This window comes from Kribbella sp. NPDC000426 (genome assembly GCF_040300265.1).
Lineage (GTDB): Bacteria > Actinomycetota > Actinomycetes > Propionibacteriales > Kribbellaceae > Kribbella.
This window is the reverse complement of record NZ_JBEPDK010000007.1, coordinates 373720-393432: the sequence shown is the minus strand read 5'-3', so window position 1 is coordinate 393432 and position 19713 is coordinate 373720. Positions and strand designations below refer to the sequence as shown.

Genomic DNA, 19713 nt, shown 5'->3' with positions numbered 1-19713 from the left:
ACCAGCTGTCGGCAATGATGGGGGTGGACGCACGTGGAGAGGAACGACGATGACCACGCAGGGCATGCCCTCGATGGACCCCAGACCGACCGGTCTGACGATCGGGACGTACGACACCTACCGGGAGGCGCAGCGAGCTGTCGACTATCTCTCGGACGAGAAGTTCCCGGTGGAGCACACGACCATCGTCGGCAACAACCTGCGCCAGGTGGAGAAGATCACCGGCCGGCTCACGTGGGGCCGCGCGCTGACCGCAGGTCTGGCCAGCGGCGCCTGGTTCGGTCTGTTCGTCGGTCTGCTGCTGGGGCTGTTCACCACCGGCAACTGGCTTGCGGCGCTGCTGACCGGTGTCGTGCTGGGTGCGTTCTTCGGTCTCGTGTTCGGTGGGTTGAGCTACGCGCAGTCCGCGGGCCGGCGTGACTTCACGTCGCGGACCGCGGTGGTGGCGACGACGTACGACGTACTGTGCGACTTCAAGTTCGCTGAAGAGGCCCGGAACCACCTGGCCAAGCTGGCGCTCAAGGGCGAGGTCCACCCGCGGATGCCTGAGCACCCGGTGCAGCAGCCCACGACCGACCAGTGACGTATCTCTCGCGGCGGTGAGAGCCAGACCACGGTCCGGATGCGCCTGGACCCGGCAGCATGGGGAATCCAGGACCTGAGGAGGACCGCGATGCAGTTCGGGCGCAGCTACGAGGAGTTCGAGGTCGGTGCCGTCTACAAGCACTGGCCCGGCAAGACGGTGACGGAGTACGACGACCACCTGTTCTGCCTGCTGACGATGAACCATCATCCGCTGCACCTGGACGCGAACTACGCCGAGCAGACCACCCAGTTCGGCAAGAACGTTGTGGTGGGCAACTACATCTACTCGATCCTGCTCGGCATGTCGGTCCCCGACGTGAGCGGCAAGGCCATCGCGAACCTCGAGATCGAGTCCCTCCGCCACGTGGCGCCGACCTTCCACGGCGACACCATCTACGGCGAGACCGTGGTCCTGGACAAGTGGGAGTCGAAGTCCAAGGACGACCGAGGCATAGTCCACGTAGAAACCAAGGGCTACAAACAGGACGGCACCGTCGTCTGCCTCTTCCGCCGCAAGGTAATGGTCCCGAAGAACACCTACCTGCAAAGCCGGAGCGGAGAACAGCCCGGCCGCCCCACCCCAGCCTCCTAGACCTCGCCCAGCCCGCCCGTAGCCCGCGCCCGCCCGCCGCCCGCCTTGGATGGGTTTACCTAGCCTGTTGTGGGTTCCCCCACCGGAGTCCGGTGCGGGAACCCACAACGCGGTAGGTGAACCCATCCAAGGGGAAGCCGGCGGGTGGGTCGGATTCGGGGCGGCGGGTGTCAGGTCAGGAACAGCTCGATGACCGGGACCTCGACGTTCGGGCGTTGGATCGGGAGCTTGAGTGTCAGGGTGTCGGGGGAGACGCCGCCCATGCGGGTGTTCTGGGCGGTTTGGTGGGGGTCGTTGGCGACGCGTTTGATTTCGGAGGCGTCGTTCAGGAGTTGGGCGTACTTGACCTTGCCGCCCAGCCCGGGCAGGTGGACGTGGCCCATCGGCCAGGAGAACAGGTGCAGGTAGAGGCGGTCGCCCTTCTGTGTGTAGCGGGCGTCGGTCGGCGGCGTGTACTGCGAGGGCCTTGCGCCGCGGATCGAGCGCTCGTGCAGCCGCATCCACTCGCCGATGTCGGCCAGTGTCGCCAGGGCGCGTGGGTCGAACTCGCCGCGGCCGGTCGGGCCGACGTTGAGGAGCAGGTTGCCGTCCTTGGAGACCGAGTCGACCAGCATCTTCACCAGTGTCTCCGGTGACTTCCAGTCCAGGTTGTCGCGGTCGTAACCCCAGCTGCCGTTGAGCGTCTGGCACGCCTCCCACAGCACCGGTACGCCGTCGCGCTCCATCGGGCCGTCCGGCTGGTACTGCTCCGGCGTGACGAAGTCGCCCGGGATGTCGAGCCGGTCGTTGATGAGGATGTCCGGCTGCAGCTCCCGGACCATCGCCATCAGCTCCTCGGACCGCCACTCATCGCGACCCTTGCCGTTCCCCGGCCCGGGCAGCCCGTCCTCCCGGTTGCGGTTCGGGTACGAGAAGTCGAACCACATGATGTCGATCGGCCCGTAGTTCGTCAGCAGCTCACGGGTCTGCGCGTGCAGGTAGTCGGCGTACACCTGCACGTCGCGGCCCGCCGCCTTCGCCTGCGCCTCCTCGTCGTACCGCTGCGGGTGGACGACGTCGATCGGGAACTCCGGGTGGTGCCAGTCGATCAGCGAGTGGTAGAACCCGATCCCGAGCCCCTCGGCCCGGCACGCCTCGACGAACTGCTTCACCAGATCCTTGCCCGCTCCCCAGGCGGTGTGCGCGACCGTGTAGTCCGACACCTCGGAGTCCCACAGGCAGAAGCCCTCGTGGTGCTTGGTCGTGAGTACGGCGTACTTCATGCCGGCGCCACGGGCCGCGGCGGCCCACTTGCGCGGGTCGTAGAGGTCCGGCTCGAAGTGGTCGAAGTACGGCTGGTAGTCCTCGTCGGTGAGCCGTTCACGGTTCTTCACCCACTCGTGCCGGGCCGGGAGCGAGTACAGGCCCCAGTGGACGAACAGGCCGAACCGCCAGTCGCGGAACCGCTCGACAGAGGCCGCGGGAGGCGCATCAGTCATACAAACTTCTCCTTAGGTTTAACGGCCGCCCAGCCCGGTGACGAGCAGGCCGCGGACGAGGTGTTTCTGCAGCAGGACCACAAGCAGGACGGTCGGGATCATCGCCATCACCGACGCCGCCATCATCAGGTTCCACTGGGTGCCCTGCTGGCCGACGAACTGCGCCAGCCCCAACGGCACGGTGCCCTTGTCCTCGACGCTGTTGATAATGATCAACGGCCACAGGAAACTGCCCCAGAAACTGATGAACGTGAACACCGTCAGTACGGCGATGGCCGGCCGCGCGAGCGGGAGCATGATCCGGAAGAACGAGCCGAACGGACCGCACCCGTCCACCCGGGCCGCTTCCTCGAGCTCCGCCGGTACGGTCAGGAAGAACTGCCGCAGCAGGAACGTCCCGAACGCGGTGAATGCCCAGGGCAGGATCAGCGCCCAGTAGCTGTCCACCCAGCCGAGCGACTGCATCAGCCAGTACATCGGCACGATCAGCACTTCCTGCGGCACCATCAGGGTGCCGAGGAACAGCACGAACAGTTGCTCACGGCCCCTGAATTTCAGCCGCGCGAACGCGTACGCCGACAGGCTCGAGGCAGCGACCACCACCAGGGTTCCGGCCACTGCGACGAACAGGCTGTTCAGGAAGTACCGGTCGAACGGCGCGAACGTGAACGCGTCCGCGTAGTTCTTCCAGCGGATCTCGGAGCCGAACAGGTGCGGTGTCGGCGTGAATACCTCGTCGGCGGGCTTCAGCGACGTCGAAACGGCGTACACCAAGGGACCCAGGAAGACGATCGCGACGATGATCAGCAGCGTGTGCGAGACGCCGCTGCGGACCTTGCGAACGGCGCTGTTGGTCTCAGACGTCATAGTTCACCCACCGCTTCTGGCCGAAGAACTGGATCGCGGTGATGCCCATGATGATCACGAACAGCACCCAGCCGGCCGCGGACGCCAGCCCCATCTGGAGGAACTGCCAGCCCTGGTTGTAGACGTACATGACGATGGTCTGGGTGGCCACGCCCGGACCGCCCTGGGTCAGGATGAACGGCTGCGCGAACACCTGGAACGAGGTGATCAGCGTCATCGTGGTGGCGAAGAACATCGACGGCGTGATCATCGGCCAGGTGATGTAGCGGAACCGCTGCAGCGGCCCGGCGCCGTCGATCTGCGCGGACTCCAACTGGGACTGCGGCACCTGGTCGAGTGCGGCCGAGAAGACCAGGAAGTTGTACCCGAAGCCCTGCCAGATCGACATCGCGACGATGGCCGGCATGGCCCAGTTCGACGAGCCGAGGAAGTTCGGCGCGTCGATCCCGAACCAGCTCTGCAGGCCGCCGTCGATCAGCCCGCCGGGCTGGAACAGCAGCCGCCAGACCATCACGTTGGCGACCATCGGCGTCATCACCGGGATGAAGAACAGCACCCGGAAGATCTGCCGGCCCTTGATCTGCGGGCCCAGCCAGACCGCGAGTCCGAGCGAGACGACCACGTTCAGCGGCACGTACAGCACCACGAACAGCACGGTGTTGAGCACCACCCGGCGGAACACCGGGTCGTGCAGCAGGTGCGAGTAGTTGTCCAGGCCGAGGAACGAGCGGGTGCCGAACACCGGCCAGTCGAACAGGCTGATGCCGAGCGCCATCGCGGTCGGGAACAGCGTGAACAGGGCCAGCCCGCCGAGGCTCGGCGCCAGGAAGACCGACGCGTACCGACCGTCCCGGCGCAACGCGGGCCGGCGCCCCGCCCGGGCGGCACCCGAAGGTGCGCCCGGGGGAGCGACGGTTGTCGTGTCGGTCGCCATTACGACCCAGCGCCTGCCTGGTCCTGGATGGTCTTCAGCGCCTGGTCCGGCGGGATCTCGCCGTTCAGCGCCTGGGTTCCGAACCGGTTGAGCAGGTCGGCCACCTGGACCCAGTTCTTCGAGGTGACCAGCGGGATCGAGTTCTCGGAGGCGTAGTCGATGGTCTCCTTCGCACCGTCGATACCGGCGGCGGTGAACCAGGCCGGGTGCGCCACGGTGCGGGCCGGGTACGCGCGGCCGGCCTGGGCCAGCACGGTCAGCGGCTTCTCACTCGTCATCGACATGATGGCCTGGAAGGCCGCGTCGGGCGTCTTGCAGGACCGGGAGATGCCGAAGCCGGAGCCCGCGGTGTAGGTCTTGGACCCGTCCGGACCGGCCGGGATCGGCGCGATCCCGAGGTCGAACTTGACCTTGCCCTTGGTGTCGATCAGCGACCACGGACCGTTCAGCTGCATGGCGGCCTTGCCACCGGTGAACTGCTGGGTCTCGAAGTCCGGGTTGCCGCCCGGCACCTGCGGGGCGATCTTGTCGGTCTTGACGAAGTCGACGTACTGCGAGAAACCCTGCTCGAACTTCGAGTCGGTGAAGTTGAGCTTGCCGTCGGACAGCGGCTCGGCGCCGGTCATCGTCCGTACCCAGGACATCGTGCCGAGGTCGCCGGGGGTCGTCACCAGGCCGGTCTTGCCGGCGGCGGTCAGCTTCTTCGCGGCGGCCTTGAAGTCGTCCATCGTCCAGCCCGGCTTCGGGTCGGCGACGCCGGCGGCCTTGAACATGTCCTTGTTGTAGAAGATCACCATCGGGCCCGAGTCGTACGGGATCGCGATCTGTTTCCCGTCGGCCTTCAGGCCGTCCATGATCGGCTTGTCGAAGTCCTCGGTCTTCAGGCCGTACTTCTTCATCAGGTCGTCCAGCGGCAGCATCGCGCTGGCGTACGACGCCATCCGCAGGCTCTGCATGCCGATGATGCACGGCGCCTTGCCGCCGGCGAGCGTGGTGCCGATCTTCGACCAATAGCTGTCCCAGGGGGCGCCCTGGAGTTTGACGGTGATTCCGGCGTGGTCGGTGTGGGCCTGGTCGGCGACCTTCTGCCAAGCAGCCTGGTCCTCGCTGCCGGCGATCCAGAACGACCAGGTCAGGTCGGCCTTGTCGGCCGATCCCGAACTGCTACCGCCACTGCCGTTGTTGCCCCCGCAGGCGGCCACGGTAGTCAGGGCCAGAGCCGACAGAGCGGCGGTGACCCAGCGGCGTGTCCGCGCCGGTGTTGCTTTCATCGCTGACCTCCAGGGGAATTAACTGATTCATCCGATCTATAGTCGGATGCATTCCGCGGAGTCAACACCTCAGGGCCATAATTCACGACCTGAACCGGCAATTCAGCCCTAGACATCCGATGTATGGTGCTGGAACATCGGATGTCTCAGCAGATTCAGGAGGTGAGGCGATGCGCGTCACCGACGAGGCGATCGATCGGATCAAGCAGATGATCGTGGCCGGGGAGCTGCGGCCCGGCGATCGCTTGCCGCGGGAGGCCGACCTGGCTGCCCGGCTCGGCCTGTCCCGGAACTCGTTGCGCGAGGCGGTGAAGGCGCTCGCGCTGATCCGGGTGCTGGAGGTCCGGCAAGGCGACGGCACGTTCGTGACCAGTCTCGATCCGTCGCTGCTGATGGAGACGATGGGCTTCGTGCTCGACCTGCATCAGGACGCGTCGGTGCTGGAGTTCTTCGAGGTACGGCGGATTCTCGAGCCGGCCGCGGCGGCGCGTGCAGCGTTGCGGATGGCGGACGACGACATCGCGGCGCTCCGCAAGATGCTCGACGAACTCGGGCCGGAGCCGTCGGTCGAGGATCTGCTGGCCAGCGACGTTGAGTTCCACCGGGTGGTGGCGCTGGGGAGCGGCAATCGAGCGCTGGCGTCGATTATCGACAGTCTGCGGCAACCGACGTACCGGGCGCGGATCTGGCGGGGGCTGACGCAGAACGACGCCGTCGCCCGGACATTGGCCGAGCACCGCGCCATCCTCGATGCGATCGAGGGGCGCGAGCCGGAGGTGGCCAGGTCCTGGGCGACGGTGCATATCGCGGGCGTGGAACGGTGGATCCAGGAGGCGGTCAATCTCGACGAGGACGAAGCTCCACCAGAACTGCGCTCGGCATCGGGAGGGACAGTTCGACCGATCCGTCGTGCAACTCCAGTGGAGTACTGAGGAGTTTGCTGCGCTCGCCGAGGTCGCTCAGCTCGTCGTCGGTCGGCCAGTCAGGTAGGCCTTCTGCGGCCTTTGCGATGTCGCCGGCGCCGATCGCAAGCGTGGTTGCGGTCGCTTGCCAGGAAGGATCAACGCCTGGCAGTTGGAGGTGAATGGTTCTGGCCAGCTCAGGTGCGCCGTCCGACTTCGTCTGATCGAGCGTGAGGTTCCACAGCAGTACGGCGACGCGGTCGCGGTCACGGGACGCCCAGGCCTCGATGAGACCGTCGGCGCCGTCGCCGCTGAGGGTGACGGGGAGCTCCACCGGGCCGAGCCGACTCAGCAGAGTCATCGCATGGAAGCGCGGTTTCGCCAACCCGCCAACGGTCTGCAGGCCGAAGCCGCCGTGCAGCAACCGCGGCGGACGACCGAGCTCTTCGAAGTGGTCCGACGCCACCCAGTACGAGAGCGCGTCGATCCGGCCGGCCGCGGACTTCATCCCGCGGAGCAGGAACACCCCGGAGAAGACCGAGTCGTTGATCGGGTTGAAGTGCGTCGGCGTCACGCCCCACTCGGTCCACAACACCCGCGCGTCCCCGAACCCGTGCCGCTCCAGCGACGCCCGTACGTCGAGCGGCGGCGAGCCGTAGGTGTGCGTCGACACGAAGTCGACCGGCATACCATACCGTTTGGCATGGTCGAGGAGGTCGTCCACCCAACCGGCCGCCGCCGACGACGGGCCGCCGACCGCAAGACGCGGATCCACGGACTTCACGGCCGCCGCGGACACGTCGTACAGCTGCATCCATTCGGCCTTGGTGCCGGACCAGAAGACCTCGAGGTTGGCCTCGTTCCACACCTCGAAGTCCCAGGTCAGCACCTCGTCGAGCCCGTACCTGTCGACGAGGTGCTGCACGAGAGCCCGGACCAGATCGTGCCAGCGTTGGTACGACGCCGGCGGCGAGATGATCGCGCCGTACTCGAAGACCGTCTTCGAGGGATCGCTCGCGAGCTCACGCGGCATGAAGCCGAGCTCGACCACGGGCCGCAGCCCGATCGTGAGCAGCTTGTCGTAGATCGTGTCCACGACCGAGAAGTCGTAGCCGGACTCGGTGATCACGTGCGTGTCGTCGTGAAAGATCGCGTGCGCACGGACCGTACGGACGCCGATCTCGTCGTGCATCCTGCGTAGCGCGTCCTCGAGCTCCGCACCGATCTCGTGCCCGCCGGTGCGATCCGTGCAGAGCAGCTGGCTGAGCCGTTCGCTGCCGACCATCGGCACCCACGGCCGGTGCAGCTCGGTGCCCTCGGCAACCACATCCACGGCCACGGACACGGCCGGATCCGTGCCGTCGGCAACCAGTGGTACGGCGCCGGCGGTCGCGCTCGGGCGCCCGTTCGTCGCCGTCACCTCCGGCACGCTCACCACCGCATAGCGGTACGGCGTACCCGGCGTGCAGGTCGTGTCGACGTACGGCGGCGCCGGGATCGAGAGGATGTCGCGGCTGTGGTGATCGACCGGCTGCAGCGGGCCGTGCTCCCCGGCGCCGCGCAGGATCAGGTATCCGGCGGCGCCGTCGACCGGCGACCAGTCGATCGTCACCTGACCGACACCGCCGACCGCGCTGACCTCCTTGGGCGGGTCGAGGTCCGGGAAGGCGAACTCGCGCTCCTCGTCACTGCGGAGCGCGATCCGCTCGTCCCAATCGGTCCGTGCCGATCTCTCGGCGTCGTTCTGCATAAAGAGGGTCTCCTATTCGAGGCCGGATTCGAACTGTTCCATCCCGATCAGCGGCCGGATCCGGCTCTCCACCGTCCGGCTGGCGAAGCTCCGCCGGATCAGGTCGTTGCCGAACACGTTGCCGATGGCACCCATCACCATGGCCTGGTCGAGGGACAGGTACCGCTTCGCGATCAGCCCGGACTTCACCGCGACCGAGTCGTAGAACCCGCCGCCGCCGTACGCGTGCAGGTCGGTCTCGATCTTGTGCAGGTTGTCGATCGCCTGCCGTGGCGCGTACGCCATCGCGAGGAACGCGGCGTGCGGGGTGACGACCCCGTCGCCGTACGTCGGGTTCGGATTCGTGCCCTCTCGACAGCCCTCGAAGCCGCCGTCGTAGTTGGTGCCCTCGAGGTCGGACGGGTAACCGGTTGGATCCATCCCGAGCGGTTCGACGCCGTAGACGGAGTACCCGCCCTTCGGGTTCGATGCGGGGGAGAAGCCCCAGTAGCCGTACTTCGCGTCGTCGAGGCCGTGCTCGATGTGGGCGCGGACCGTGAGCGGGTGGTTGAGACCCCAGCTGCGCGGCGCCCAGGTTGCCTCGGGGACGAACAGGTCGGGCATCAGCGATTCGAACATGTCGCCGCCCCACGACGGGACGATCCGCATGCCGCGGTACGAGTAGGTGCCTTCGAAGACGTCGAGCCCGAGGTACGTCCGGTGCACGCCCTTCGGCTTCTGCTCGACCCACGACCAGTCGCACGTATCCGGGAAGGTGCGGTACGTCGCGAAGTACTGCGTGTGCGGCACCTGACCGAGCGCGAACCCCATGTACCCGGCGATGCGCGCCTCGGTGTTGCAGGTGTCGTAATGGAACTTGCGGTAGTACACATCCGGGCCGACGCCGGCGTGGTTGCCCTTGTCGGTCTCTTCGTCCGGCGGCGGCGTCTCGAAGAATCCGCCGCGCATCAGGCCGCCGGGCCGAGCATCGGGGTTGTAGTAGAACTTGAAGTTCATCCGGCCGAGCACGGAGTCGGCCAGCGCGCGAGCACGCGGCTCGGCGTTCCGGACGACCATCAGCGCACACGCGAACCAGGCGTTGTCGACGCTCGACACGAACGGCGTGATCGGCTTGGTGCCGTCCGGGTCGACCACGCGCACGTCGCCGGTCGCTTCGTCGTACCAGTTGAAGTACATCCCGCTCGGCACGTGGTGTACGGCGTTCTTCATCGTCGTCAGGGTTTGCGTGATCCGCCGCAGCGACTCCTGCGGCGAGATGATCCCGAGGTGCTTGGCGACGACCGTGCTCCACAAGTAGCCGCCGATGTTGGTCGGCGACGTGTAGTTGCTCCGCACCGGGCTCGTCACCGACTCGCCGATGTTGTCGGCCGGCAGGCCAGTGTGCTCGTCGGTCATCGCGACGAGGCTGCGCCAGGTGTCGCGGGCCCACCGCCCGACCAGGGCCTTGTCCTCTCGGCTCGGCTGCCATCCGCCTTTCAGCAGTACGGCGGGATCGGGCGTACCTCCGAAGGCGGGTGACGCGGTTCCGGCCAGCGCAAGCGCTCCGGTCGATGCGAGTAAGGTCCGGCGACTGATGTTGGCGGTCATCAGATGTCTCCTATTTGAGTCCGGTAATGGCAATGCCCTTGGTCACGTGCCGCTGGAAGGCGAGGAACATGACGAGCACCGGCAGTACGACGACGACCGCGCCGGCCATCAGCAGGCCGTAGTTCTGCGCGTTCTGTCCGGTCGAGTACAGCGCCAGGGCGACGGGAAGGGTGTACTTGTCCTCGGTCTGGGCGATCACCAGCGGCCACAGGAAGTTGTTCCAGGAGCCGAGGAAGGTGAGGATGCCGAGCGTGGCCAGCGCGGGCCTGGTCAGCGGCAGCATGATCCGGGCGAAGATGCCCAGCTCGCCGCTGCCGTCCACGCGGCCGGCGTCGATCAGGTCGTCGGGCAGCCCGAGGAAGAACTGCCGCATCAGGAACACGCCGAACGGCGAGACCAGGAACGGCAGGATCAGGCCGGGGTAGCTGTTGGCCAGCCCGGCGTTGGTGACGAGCACGAACAACGGGACGAACGTGACCATGCCCGGGATCATCAACGTGGCCATCACCAGCACGAACAGGGCGTTGCGGCCCTTGAACCTCAGCTTGGCCAGCGCGTAGCCGATCATCGAGCAGAAGGTCAGGTTGCCGGCCGTCACGACCAGCGCGACCAGGGTCGAGTTGACGAAGTACCGCGGGAAGTTCGCCTTCCTGAACAGGTCGCTGTAGTTCTGGTTGGTGGCGTCCTGCGGCCACCACGTCGGCGGGACGCGGAGCAGTTCGCCCTGCGTCTTGAAGCTGCCGAGCACCATCCAGAGGAACGGTGCGGCCACGGCCACCAGGCCGAGCACCCCGATCAGGTAGATCCACCAGGTACGGCGCATCACTTCTCCCTCAGCAGCCGGAACTGGATGAACGTGATCACCGCGATCACGACGAACAGGATGTACGCCATCGCCGTGGCCAGCCCGTAGTTGCCGAAGCCGAACTGGTTGTAGGTGTACATCGAGACCGAGATCGTGCTGTTCAACGGGCCGCCCTGGGTCATCACGAACGGTTCCTCGAAGAACTGCAGGTAGCCGATCCCGGTGGTCACGCTGGTGAACAGGATCGTTGGCCTGAGCAACGGCAGGATCAGGTACCGGAATCGTTGCCAGGAGCCCGCACCGTCGATCTGGCCGGCCTCCTCGACCGACTGCGGGATGCCCTGCAGGCCGGCCAGGAAGATGATCATCGCGGAGCCGAAGTTCCGCCAGACCGCCATCGCGATCAGCGACGGCATCGCCCAGGTCTTCGACGCCAGCCAGTTGGGTCCGTCGATCCCGACCCAGCCGAGCACGGTGTTCAGCAGACCCGAGTCGGGCGCCAGCACGAACCGCCAGATCACCGCGATCGCGACGATCGACGTCACCACCGGCAGGTAGTACCCGACCTTGAACAATGCCTGGAACCGCTTGACCCCACGATCCAGCAACACCGCCGCAGCCAGCGCCACCACCAGCGTCAACGGCACACCCAGCACCACGAAGTACGCCGTATTGAACGCCGCCTTGCGGAACGTCTCGTCCTCGAACGCCTTGACGTAGTTCCCGAACCCAACCCCGTCCACCGCAAACGGCGTCCGCAGATCCCGCTGCTTGATATCAGTAAAACTCATCCCCAACGAGCCCAGCACCGGGCCTGCCGTGAACGCGAGAAACAGCAGAACAAACGGCAAGACAAGAATCCAGGCCGCCGCGGACTCACGGCTGATTCTGCGGCGCGGGCGCCCGGGCGGCGGCGTACGTCGTACCGCCCGGGCCTCCGTCTCCGTGACGACAGTCATGGTGATCAGCTACCGCCGGCGCCGATCTGGGTGGCCTTGGTTTGGATGGCTTTGGCGGTGTCGGCGGGGGACTGGCCGGCCTTGGTCATCTTCTCCACCTCGGTGTCGAACTGGGCGGCGATCTGTTCCCAGTTGACGATGGCCGGCGGGGCCTTCGCGTCGTCGAGTTGCTTGCCGAAGACGGGCAGCAGCGGGTCGGAGGCGATGCTCGGGTCCTGCCACGCGCTCTTCACGGCCGGCAGGTCCGACGACATCTTGAACCACGACGCCTGCGTCTTCGCGTCCGACAGCCACTTGACCAGCTTCCAGGCGCTGTCCTTGTTCTTCGACGACTTGAACACGACGAAGTCCGACCCGCCGACGAACGACGTCGCGGTCTTGTTCTTCGGCAGCTGGAACACGCCGATGTTCGGCTTGATCGCGTCCCCGCCCGCCTTCGCCACCGAGCCCGCCATCCACGGACCGGAGATGAACATCGGCACCTGCCCGTTCACGAACTGCGCCTCGGTCTGGTTCGGCGGCAGGTCCGTCCCGGCGAGCTTGTCGGTGAAGAAGCTCTGGTAGTACTTGAGCCCCTCCTGCATCTCCGGCGTGTCGAACGTGAACGACTTCTCGTCGTCACCGGTGATGTTCGCCCCGGCCGACCACGCGAACGGCATCACGGTCTGCCAGGATCCGGTACCGCCCGGCTGCAGATTGATCCCGTACTTCGCGCCGGCCTTGTCCTTCATCGCCTTGGCCATCGCCTTCAGCCCGTCCCAGTCCGTCGGCGGCGTGCTGAAACCGGCCTTGGCGGCGAGATCCTTGCGGTAGAACACCAGCCGCGTCTCGACGTACCAGGGAACGCCGTACTGCGTGCCGCCGACCTTCGTGGTGTCCAGCGCACCCGGGTAGAAGCCCGAGTTGTCGAAACCCTGCGGCGTCGGGTCGAGCGCGCCGAGATCGGCGAACTCACCCATCCACGTGGTGCCGACCATCGCCGCGTCCGGCAGCGTGTTCGCGGTGATCGCGGTGGTGAACTTGCTGTGCGCCGCGTCCCACGGGATCGGCGTGACGGTCACGTTCACGCCCGGGTTGGCCTGTTTGAACTGCTCCATCAGCTTGGGCAGGTTCTCGCCTTCGGTGCCCATCGCCCAGACGGTCAGGTTCCCGGTCGCGGGTCCCTGGCTGACAGTCGTCGTGGCCTGGGAACCCGCATCGGGGGAGTCGCTCGACCGGCCGCAGCCGGCCAGCGCAAGTGCTGTCGCGGTGAGCGCAGCGCTGCCGATCACCAGCCGGCGGCGGATGCTGTGGGTGAACATCTGTTGTCTCCTCACTCGATAACATCCCCCGGTTGCGTGCCGCAGCTGTCCCGCAGCACGAGTTGTGTCGCCAGTACGTCGTTCCGCGCGCGCGACCGTTCCCCGGTCACCCGCTCATGCAGTCGCTGTGCCGCCAGCCGGCCGAGCTCGATCATCGGCTGCCGCACAGTCGTCAACCCCGGCGACACATAGCGCGCCGCCATCACGTCGTCCCATCCGGTCACCACAACGTCGCCGGGCACGTCGACCCCGTTCGTTGCGAACACACTCATCGCGGCCAGCGCCAACTCGTCGTTCGCACACACCAGCCCGTCGGGCGGGTGGGTGGTTGCCTGTAGCAACTGCTCGGCGACCGCCCGGCCGGCTTCCTCCGTCAACGGCACCCGGACCGGCTCCGGCACCGGCAGTCCGCGGGTGTCGAGCGCCTTCACGAACCCGGCGTACCGCTCGGAGACGTCGTACGAGCTGGCCGGATCGCCGACGAACAACAGATTGGTGCGGCCGTGCTCGAGCAACCGCGTGGTGAGTGCCTCCGCGCTCGCCGCGCTCTCGGTCCGGACCGAGTCGCAGCCGGTGAGCGGCGGATGCGCCACCAGCACCAGCGGCACGCCGGCCTTACGCAGGCCCTGGATCGTGGCCAGGTCCAGAGCGTTGCCATGGACAACGATCCCGTCGACCCGCCCGGCCAGGTCCCGCACGGTGCGGCTCGGCTCGGGGTTGCCGTGGGTCACTGTGATCACCACGCTCTGGCCGTGCTCACCGGCCCAGCGCTCGTACCCCATCAGCAGGTCGCCGTAGAACGGACCGGCGAGGTCCGGCAGCACGAGCCCGTGCGCCTCGTGCCGCTGGACGGCGAGACTCCGGGCGGCGCGCAACGGAACGTAGTTGAGCTCCTGTGCCGCCTGGTCCACCCGGGCCCGCGCCTTCGCCGAAACCGGCCCGGTCCCTTGCAGGACACGCGAAACCGTCGCGATCGACAGCTTCGCGAGCGCCGCGACGTCGTAGATCGTCGCCGGCCGCCCGGTGGGTCCGGATGCCACTGTGCTCACTCCTGAGGGGAAAGTGGAAGCGCTTACAGTTTGGATACCCTGCCCTGGATCGTTCAAACGGTCAAGGCCTCGCGCGCCATCGGCCGGTGGTCTGCGAGGATGCAGGCGTGACCACACAGGAGCGGGACGACCGGGTCTTCCTGGTTCGGCACGGTGAGACCGAATGGAGCAGATCGGGTCGGCACACGTCCGTCACCGACCTCCCGCTCACGCCCGAGGGCGAGCGGGTCGCGGCGGGGCTGAAGGAGCGCCTGGCGGGGGAGTCGTTCGACCTGGTGCTGACCTCACCGCGGCAGCGCGCGCGGCGTACGGCGGAACTGGCCGGCTATCCCGACGCCGAGGTCGACGACGACCTGGTCGAGTGGAACTACGGCGACTACGAAGGCATCACCACCGCGGAGATCCGCAAGACCGTCCCCGGCTGGACGGTTTGGGACGATCCGGTACCCCACGGCGAAACGCCCGCCGAGCTCACCACCCGCCTCGACCGGGTCGCCGCCCGCATAGCCGCCGTACCGGGCGATGTCCTGGTCTTCGGCCACTCGCACGCCCTCCGCGGCCTCACCGCCCGCTGGCTGGAACTCGACGTCACCGAAGGCCGTCACTTCGTCCTCAACACCGCCACCGTCTCAACCCTAGGCTGGGAACGCGGCTCCCCCGCCATCCTCCACTGGAACAGCTGACCGCCTTCCCGGAACTTATCTGGCGCTAGATGGCAGAAATGTTCCGGAGATCGGAGATGGGGCAGGTCGGCGAGCATGGGGTCGCGGTGAGGGACGGGTTCGTACGGCGGAGGACCCGCAGTACCTGTACGGCGGCATCGCACGCGCGGTTGGTGACATCGAACCACCCGTACCGCAGCGTGGCCTCGGCGCGCAGCGTCGCGCGGTTGTCACGGTCGAGGTCCCGCCACCGTTGCCGTGGTACCAGGTGGAGCCTCCCGTCGAGCTCCACCACCAGACCGAACCCGGCGTAGAACACGTCCGTGAACTCGCCATCCACCGCGCGTTGCCGCTGTCCGCGCGGGAGCCCGTGCCGGCGCTCGACATCTCGTAGATAGCGGATCTCCAGCAGCGAGTGTGATCCTGCCACTACATCGGCGATGATCGGCCGCAGCTTCCCGCGATGCCTCAGTCGCGGCCGGCCAGCGCACTCAGGATGTCCGCCGGAACCACCCGTCCGCTCTGGCAGGCCTCGGCGATCACCGCGGCGGCGTGGTCGACCGATGGACTGATGCCCACGATGTCGAGGACGGCGTCCGCGGGGGTACGCCGGGGTGGAGCGACCGGCGCGAGTCGATCGGCCCAGTGCTCGTCGCGGTGAACGACGATCCCGGGCTGCGGCCGGACCTTCCGCCGCTCGGGGACGGTGACGAAGACGGGCCGGTTGGCATCCGGTTTCAGCAAACCGAGTTGCTCGGCGGCGGTGTAATGGCTCCAGGCTGCCTCCGGTCCGGCGTACAAGAGTGCCGCGAGCAGGCGTTCGCCGTACCCGATCGGTCCGGTGTGGGTCGCGTAGACGCCCGGGTGGACGGCACGCCAGCGCCTGTTCCGCAGCGGCCCCCGGATCCTGTCCGCCGGCCATCCCGCGGCAAGCAGTTGAGCCCGCGAAACGATCTGGCCCTGGTCCCGGATCAGCGCATCGATCCCCTTCGCCTGCAACGGCCCGCGCCACCACCACTCCACGCCCCAGGATGACGGATCCTGCAGTCGTGGCGCTCCAGGCCTGTGGACAACACGAGAGTCGCGGTTTTCCGGAGCTTTTGTGGCAGTAGTTGGCTAATAAGTTCCGGAGAACTGGGCAACGAGGAGATCGATCCGGGCGTTGCGGTGGTCGGGGCGGAGGCGGGCGCCGTGGGTGAGGGTGGCCAGGCCGTGGAGGGAGCCCCAGAAGACTTCGGTCAGGGTCTCCGGGTCGTTACTTCCGAAAGGCTCCACCACGGCGCGGATCTCGTTGAAGGCATCGATGAGTGAGGCCGGCGTCTCGGACCGGCCGAACTGCAGGTCGGTCCGGCGGACGAACATTGCGTCGTAGACGGCCGGGTGCTGGTCGGCGTAGTCGAGGTAGGCGTGTGCGAGCGCGCGTAGCCCGGCCTTGTCGTCGGTTGCGTTCGAGCGGGCCGTGCGGAAGACGTCGGTGAGTTCCTCGATGCCTTCCAGGGCGACCGCGTCGGCGATCGCGTCCATGTTCTTGAAGTGGCCGTAGAGCACGGGCTGGCTGTAGTCGACGGCTTCGGCGAGGCGGCGGGTGGTGACGGCGTCCCAGCCCTCGGACTCGGCGAGATCGCGCGCGGCGCGGAGGATCAGCGTACGGCGCTCCTCGCGGGCCCGCTCGCGACGTGTCGGGGTCGGCATACTCCGGATCCTAGCACCGCTAGACAATCTAGCAACGGCAGTGTTAGCGTTGCTAGGAAAGTTAGCGCTGCTAGATCAAGGAGAATCTCGATGCGCCGCTTCACCACCGTCCTGACCGTTCTGCTCGCCCTCTTCCCGCTCACCTTCGGCACCCGGTTCCTGTTCGACGGGCCCGGCGCCGGAGCCGGCTACGGAATCACGGCCGCCGCCGGCGGCTTCTTCGTGGCGAAGGGCATCCGCGACATCGTCCTCGGCCTCAACCTGCTCGCGCTGTTCGCGCTCAAGCAGCGGCGCGCCACCGGCGTCCTGATGGCGATCACCACGCTGGTCCCGATCGTGGACATGATCACCGTCCTGACTCACGGCGGCACGGTCGCGACCGCGCTCGGCATCCACGGCCTGACCGCGGTCGTGATGCTGTTCGACGCCTTCCTCCTGCTGCGCGAGCGCCGTACGGTCGAGACGCCTCAGCCGGTCGGCGTCCACTCGTAGAGCTCGATCGTGCAGTACTCGCGGAACCCGAGCCGCTCGTACACCGACCGCCCGGCCGGCGACGATCCCAGTACGGCGTACTCCGCGCTCGCGTCGCGGAGTGCGCCGTACGTGATCGCTGCCCCGATCCCGCGACGGCGTACCTCGGGGACCGTCATCACGAAGTACAACCCGGCCACGCCCGCTCCGAGGAACACGGTCACCGTGCCGACGGGCGAGCCGTCGAGCCAGCCGATGTAGTGCTGCCACGGGTCGTCGTACCCGAGTTTCTGGTAGACCGACGCCACCCAGCGAGCCTCCCGCTCACCCTCACCGAAGCCGCGGCCGAGCGTCGCCTCCCACACCGCCAGGGCGTCGTCGTCGCCGACCCGCGTGAGCGACAACCCGGGCATCTCGGCCGGGACCAGTTCGTCGATCCGCACCGCCATCCCCGGCTCCGAGCCACCGTCCACAAAGCCCGCCGCGGTCAGGGCTTCGCGAGGGATCTGCATCGACGGACCGACATGCCAGCAGCCCGGCACGTTGTGTTTCCTCAACAGCGCAAGGGATTCCGCTGCGGCCCGTTCGTCGGACGCCGCCACGACCGCGTTGTGGTAATCGATGGGCGACCCGCCGATGGTCCACCGGGCAACGGCGTCGTCGCGCTGCTCGCCGCCGCCCGCGGCGCCCATCGCCATCAGCAGTTCGGTCGCGTTGTCCTCGATCGCCCGCACCAGCTCAGCGTCGTCCATCCGCCCAGTCTCACCGATCAGGCGAACGCCGCGCGACTGCTTTCCACCCACCCGCGGAACGTCGCCGCCGGTCGCCCCAGCAGCCGCTCCACGTCATCCGTCAGCATCCGCGCCCCACCATCGCGAACCAACTCCGCACCCCGCAACGCAACCGAAACGAACGCCTCGTCCAATCCCGCCGCGCGCAACTGCTCCGCATAGACCTCCAGCGGTACGTCGACCACGCGCAGCCTCTGCCCGAGTACGTCGGACATCACCGCGACCTGATCCGGCACGCTCAACAACTCCGGCCCGGTCAACGTGTACGTCTGCCCGTCGTGATCGCCAGACACCAACGTCGCCGCAGCAACGGCCGCGACGTCACGCGGATCGACGAACGCGTGCTCGCCGTCCCCGGTCTGGTTGGGAATCGGCTGCCCGGCCCGCATCGCCGGCAGCCAACGCAGTACGTTCGACGCAAACCCGGCGGGCCGCAGGATCGTCCACGCCAGCCCGCTCTCCCGCACCGCACGCTCGCCGGGCGCATGCCAGTTCCCCGGCATCCCTTCGTCGTCTGTGCCGACAGCCGAGAGCTTCACGATCTTCTGCACGTCACCGTCGACCGCGGCTGCGACCATCGCCCGATCGTGCGCCGGCACCTGGGGCCCTGGCGCACTGAGCAGGAACACCGTGTCCACGCCATCAATTGCCTTTCGCAACGAATCGGGATCGTCGAAGTCCCCTTGGACGAAACCAGGTCGCTCGCCACGCGTCATCCCCAGGGCCGGGATGCCCGAGGCAACCAGTTGACGGAGGAGCTCACTGCCGATGGTGCCGGTCGCACCCGTAACCAGGATCATGCCGCCACCCTGCCCGGCCCGCGCCACCGCAGGATAGGAACTTTCGGTACTACGGTGCGGCCCGCCGGCTGGCTACGCTCGAAGCGTGCACGACCCCTGGATCGAGACCGTCACCCTGAAACCTGCGACCACCCCGGTCACCGTGCTGCCGCCCGACCCGGCGACCACCGTGGTCTGGCGGATGACGCGCGCGGGCGAGAGCGACGTACTCGTCGCCGGTCCGCGGACCAAGGCGTCGTACCACGTCACGAAGGAGCTGCCGGTGTGTGTGCGGCTCCGGATCCGGCCGGGTCGGGTGATGGCGCTGCTCGACACCGCCGCGGACGAGCTGGTCGATCGGACCGTCCCGTTGGAGGAGGTTGTCGGCCCGTCGGACCTGGCGGAGCGCCTGGCGGACTATCGCGACCGTCCTGCCGCCGCGGTCGAGGTGCTCGGCCGCTTCCTGGTCGGTCGGTTGCCGCATCGGTTGCCCGACAGGTTGCGGCTCGTCAGCCAGGCCGTCGCCGAGCTGGCAGAAGGACCTGGCGGGATGGCGACGCCACGACGGGTGGACGAGACGGCGGCCGCGCTGGGGGTGAGCGACCGCTACCTGCGGCGCGTGTTCCGAGAGGCGGTCGGTGTGTCGCCCAAGCATTTCGCTCGAATAACCCGTGTACGCAACGTGATCGGGCAGTCGCGTGGGTCCTGGGCGGACGTGGCGGCGTACTCCGGGTACACGGACCAGTCGCACCTGATCGCGGACTTCCGCTCGTTGATGGGGGTCACGCCGAAGGCGTTCGCCACCGGCAAGGTCCCGCTCAGCAGCTGCTGACTCAACCTGGGAGCGCGTTCCACTGTTCCAGCGTGGAAACGAGCAGTACGGTCGTCGAGAGGGCGAGGAACTCCGACCGTGTGACGTAGCGAGCGTCCGTAGCGTCGTCACCCGCGGTGAGCGTTCCGCCGACGGCCGTGGCCTCGTAGTCGCGGATCACGTAGAGCGTTCCGTGCGGACCGGGCCGTTCGACCTCACCGACCAGATCCCCGACCTCGACGGTCAGGCCGGTCTCCTCGGCGACCTCGCGGGCGACGGCCGTGGGGTCGTCCTCACCCGGTTCGACCCGGCCGCCGGGAATCGACCACAGCCCCCGGCCCGGATCGTGTGCCCGCTTCACCACGAGCAGCCGGCGCTCCTCGTCGTACACGAGGGCTCCCACACAGTCGACGCGCTCCATGCACCG

Annotated in this window: 22 protein-coding genes; 6 read left to right on the top strand and 16 right to left on the bottom strand. The window is 67.5% G+C overall.

Annotated features, from left to right (window positions below; genetic code table 11):
- Positions 1–49: 49 nt before the first annotated feature.
- Positions 50–583 (top strand): YflT domain-containing protein, encoded by a 534-nt coding sequence (locus ABT313_RS33500; protein ID WP_350862073.1) that lies wholly within the window; start codon positions 50–52, stop codon positions 581–583.
- A gap of 90 nt (positions 584–673) precedes the next feature.
- Positions 674–1177: a MaoC family dehydratase gene (locus ABT313_RS33495; protein ID WP_350862071.1), complete on the top strand. Its 504-nt coding sequence runs from the start codon at positions 674–676 to the stop codon at positions 1175–1177.
- Positions 1178–1347: 170 nt separating this feature from the next.
- Here ABT313_RS33495 and ABT313_RS33490 read toward each other — a convergent pair whose 3' ends face one another.
- Genes ABT313_RS33490 through ABT313_RS33475 form a run of 4 tightly spaced genes read right to left on the bottom strand, consistent with a single transcriptional unit; the run spans position 1348 to position 5727 of the window.
- Complete coding sequence (locus ABT313_RS33490) at positions 1348–2655, bottom strand: alpha-L-fucosidase (RefSeq protein WP_350862069.1); 1308 nt, start codon at positions 2653–2655, stop codon at positions 1348–1350.
- A gap of 18 nt (positions 2656–2673) precedes the next feature.
- Positions 2674–3522, bottom strand: coding sequence for a carbohydrate ABC transporter permease (locus ABT313_RS33485; protein WP_130439999.1), 849 nt, complete (start codon positions 3520–3522; stop codon positions 2674–2676).
- Positions 3512–4456 carry a carbohydrate ABC transporter permease gene (locus ABT313_RS33480; RefSeq protein ID WP_350862067.1) on the bottom strand — a complete coding sequence of 315 codons (945 nt, stop codon included), beginning with the start codon at positions 4454–4456 and terminating at the stop codon, positions 3512–3514. The genes ABT313_RS33485 and ABT313_RS33480 overlap by 11 nt, the downstream gene beginning before the upstream one ends.
- Positions 4456–5727: an ABC transporter substrate-binding protein gene (locus tag ABT313_RS33475; protein ID WP_350862064.1), complete on the bottom strand. Its 1272-nt coding sequence runs from the start codon at positions 5725–5727 to the stop codon at positions 4456–4458. Before ABT313_RS33475 ends, ABT313_RS33480 begins: the two co-directional genes overlap by 1 nt.
- A gap of 170 nt (positions 5728–5897) precedes the next feature.
- On the opposite strand from ABT313_RS33475, the gene ABT313_RS33470 reads away from it, so the two are divergent.
- Positions 5898–6659, top strand: coding sequence for a FadR/GntR family transcriptional regulator (locus ABT313_RS33470; RefSeq protein WP_350862062.1), 762 nt, complete (start codon positions 5898–5900; stop codon positions 6657–6659).
- Here ABT313_RS33470 and ABT313_RS33465 read toward each other — a convergent pair.
- Genes ABT313_RS33465 through ABT313_RS33440 form a run of 6 tightly spaced genes read right to left on the bottom strand, consistent with a single transcriptional unit; the run spans position 6565 to position 14071 of the window.
- Positions 6565–8379: a GH39 family glycosyl hydrolase gene (locus ABT313_RS33465; protein ID WP_350862060.1), complete on the bottom strand. Its 1815-nt coding sequence runs from the start codon at positions 8377–8379 to the stop codon at positions 6565–6567. The genes ABT313_RS33470 and ABT313_RS33465 overlap by 95 nt on opposite strands.
- Positions 8380–8391: 12 nt before the next feature.
- Complete coding sequence (locus ABT313_RS33460; protein WP_350862058.1) at positions 8392–9966, bottom strand: glucoamylase family protein; 1575 nt, start codon at positions 9964–9966, stop codon at positions 8392–8394.
- A gap of 10 nt (positions 9967–9976) precedes the next feature.
- Positions 9977–10789 carry a carbohydrate ABC transporter permease gene (locus ABT313_RS33455; protein ID WP_350862056.1) on the bottom strand — a complete coding sequence of 271 codons (813 nt, stop codon included), beginning with the start codon at positions 10787–10789 and terminating at the stop codon, positions 9977–9979.
- Complete coding sequence (locus ABT313_RS33450) at positions 10789–11730, bottom strand: carbohydrate ABC transporter permease (protein ID WP_350862054.1); 942 nt, start codon at positions 11728–11730, stop codon at positions 10789–10791. The genes ABT313_RS33455 and ABT313_RS33450 overlap by 1 nt, the downstream gene beginning before the upstream one ends.
- Positions 11731–11735: 5 nt before the next feature.
- Positions 11736–13031, bottom strand: coding sequence for a sugar ABC transporter substrate-binding protein (locus tag ABT313_RS33445; RefSeq protein ID WP_130439983.1), 1296 nt, complete (start codon positions 13029–13031; stop codon positions 11736–11738).
- A gap of 11 nt (positions 13032–13042) precedes the next feature.
- Positions 13043–14071, bottom strand: coding sequence for a LacI family DNA-binding transcriptional regulator (locus ABT313_RS33440; protein ID WP_350862052.1), 1029 nt, complete (start codon positions 14069–14071; stop codon positions 13043–13045).
- A gap of 116 nt (positions 14072–14187) precedes the next feature.
- Between ABT313_RS33440 and ABT313_RS33435 the strand changes: the two genes are divergently transcribed.
- A complete protein-coding gene (locus tag ABT313_RS33435) occupies positions 14188–14763 on the top strand; it encodes a histidine phosphatase family protein (RefSeq protein ID WP_350862050.1) in 576 nt (191 codons plus the stop codon).
- Positions 14764–14788: 25 nt separating this feature from the next.
- Here ABT313_RS33435 and ABT313_RS33430 read toward each other — a convergent pair whose 3' ends face one another.
- The 3 genes from ABT313_RS33430 to ABT313_RS33420 form a co-directional block, all read right to left on the bottom strand.
- Complete coding sequence (locus ABT313_RS33430) at positions 14789–15172, bottom strand: putative endonuclease domain-containing protein (protein WP_350862048.1); 384 nt, start codon at positions 15170–15172, stop codon at positions 14789–14791.
- Positions 15173–15210: 38 nt separating this feature from the next.
- Complete coding sequence (locus ABT313_RS33425) at positions 15211–15765, bottom strand: hypothetical protein (protein ID WP_350862047.1); 555 nt, start codon at positions 15763–15765, stop codon at positions 15211–15213.
- Positions 15766–15858: 93 nt separating this feature from the next.
- Positions 15859–16434, bottom strand: a complete 576-nt coding sequence (locus ABT313_RS33420) for a TetR/AcrR family transcriptional regulator (protein WP_350862045.1) — start codon at positions 16432–16434, stop codon at positions 15859–15861.
- A gap of 90 nt (positions 16435–16524) precedes the next feature.
- Here ABT313_RS33420 and ABT313_RS33415 point away from each other — a divergent pair, with 90 nt between their 5' ends.
- Positions 16525–16926: a DUF4267 domain-containing protein gene (locus tag ABT313_RS33415; RefSeq protein WP_350862043.1), complete on the top strand. Its 402-nt coding sequence runs from the start codon at positions 16525–16527 to the stop codon at positions 16924–16926.
- Here the strand turns inward: ABT313_RS33415 and ABT313_RS33410 are convergent.
- Together ABT313_RS33410 and ABT313_RS33405 are read right to left on the bottom strand one after the other, a co-directional pair.
- A complete protein-coding gene (locus ABT313_RS33410) occupies positions 16902–17657 on the bottom strand; it encodes a GNAT family N-acetyltransferase (RefSeq protein ID WP_350862041.1) in 756 nt (251 codons plus the stop codon). The two genes, ABT313_RS33415 and ABT313_RS33410, sit on opposite strands and share 25 nt — an antisense overlap.
- Before the next feature lie 17 nt (positions 17658–17674).
- Positions 17675–18496 (bottom strand): NAD(P)H-binding protein, encoded by an 822-nt coding sequence (locus ABT313_RS33405; RefSeq protein WP_350862039.1) that lies wholly within the window; start codon positions 18494–18496, stop codon positions 17675–17677.
- Between the two features lie 85 nt (positions 18497–18581).
- On the opposite strand from ABT313_RS33405, the gene ABT313_RS33400 reads away from it, so the two are divergent.
- A complete protein-coding gene (locus tag ABT313_RS33400; protein ID WP_350862037.1) occupies positions 18582–19307 on the top strand; it encodes a helix-turn-helix domain-containing protein in 726 nt (241 codons plus the stop codon).
- 1 nt (position 19308) lies between these two features.
- Here ABT313_RS33400 and ABT313_RS33395 read toward each other — a convergent pair whose 3' ends face one another.
- Entirely contained in the window at positions 19309–19707 is a 399-nt protein-coding gene (locus ABT313_RS33395) for an NUDIX domain-containing protein (protein ID WP_350862035.1), read from the bottom strand.
- Between the last annotated feature and the right edge of the window lie 6 nt (positions 19708–19713).

What these genes read in the sequence shown, in the direction of transcription:
- ABT313_RS33450 (WP_350862054.1), bottom strand. Translation starts at nt 11,730, where the DNA reads ATGACTGTCGTCACGGAGACGGAGGCCCGGGCGGTACGACGTACGCCG.
- ABT313_RS33490 (WP_350862069.1), bottom strand. Translation starts at nt 2,655, where the DNA reads ATGACTGATGCGCCTCCCGCGGCCTCTGTCGAGCGGTTCCGCGACTGG.
- ABT313_RS33460 (WP_350862058.1), bottom strand. Translation starts at nt 9,966, where the DNA reads ATGACCGCCAACATCAGTCGCCGGACCTTACTCGCATCGACCGGAGCG.
- ABT313_RS33445 (WP_130439983.1), bottom strand. Translation starts at nt 13,031, where the DNA reads ATGTTCACCCACAGCATCCGCCGCCGGCTGGTGATCGGCAGCGCTGCG.
- ABT313_RS33480 (WP_350862067.1), bottom strand. Translation starts at nt 4,456, where the DNA reads ATGGCGACCGACACGACAACCGTCGCTCCCCCGGGCGCACCTTCGGGT.
- ABT313_RS33495 (WP_350862071.1), top strand. Translation starts at nt 674, where the DNA reads ATGCAGTTCGGGCGCAGCTACGAGGAGTTCGAGGTCGGTGCCGTCTAC.
- ABT313_RS33455 (WP_350862056.1), bottom strand. Translation starts at nt 10,789, where the DNA reads ATGCGCCGTACCTGGTGGATCTACCTGATCGGGGTGCTCGGCCTGGTG.
- ABT313_RS33410 (WP_350862041.1), bottom strand. Translation starts at nt 17,657, where the DNA reads ATGGACGACGCTGAGCTGGTGCGGGCGATCGAGGACAACGCGACCGAA.
- ABT313_RS33415 (WP_350862043.1), top strand. Translation starts at nt 16,525, where the DNA reads ATGCGCCGCTTCACCACCGTCCTGACCGTTCTGCTCGCCCTCTTCCCG.
- ABT313_RS33470 (WP_350862062.1), top strand. Translation starts at nt 5,898, where the DNA reads ATGCGCGTCACCGACGAGGCGATCGATCGGATCAAGCAGATGATCGTG.
- ABT313_RS33500 (WP_350862073.1), top strand. Translation starts at nt 50, where the DNA reads ATGACCACGCAGGGCATGCCCTCGATGGACCCCAGACCGACCGGTCTG.
- ABT313_RS33485 (WP_130439999.1), bottom strand. Translation starts at nt 3,522, where the DNA reads ATGACGTCTGAGACCAACAGCGCCGTTCGCAAGGTCCGCAGCGGCGTC.
- ABT313_RS33405 (WP_350862039.1), bottom strand. Translation starts at nt 18,496, where the DNA reads ATGATCCTGGTTACGGGTGCGACCGGCACCATCGGCAGTGAGCTCCTC.
- ABT313_RS33420 (WP_350862045.1), bottom strand. Translation starts at nt 16,434, where the DNA reads ATGCCGACCCCGACACGTCGCGAGCGGGCCCGCGAGGAGCGCCGTACG.
- ABT313_RS33395 (WP_350862035.1), bottom strand. Translation starts at nt 19,707, where the DNA reads ATGGAGCGCGTCGACTGTGTGGGAGCCCTCGTGTACGACGAGGAGCGC.
- ABT313_RS33465 (WP_350862060.1), bottom strand. Translation starts at nt 8,379, where the DNA reads ATGCAGAACGACGCCGAGAGATCGGCACGGACCGATTGGGACGAGCGG.
- ABT313_RS33475 (WP_350862064.1), bottom strand. Translation starts at nt 5,727, where the DNA reads ATGAAAGCAACACCGGCGCGGACACGCCGCTGGGTCACCGCCGCTCTG.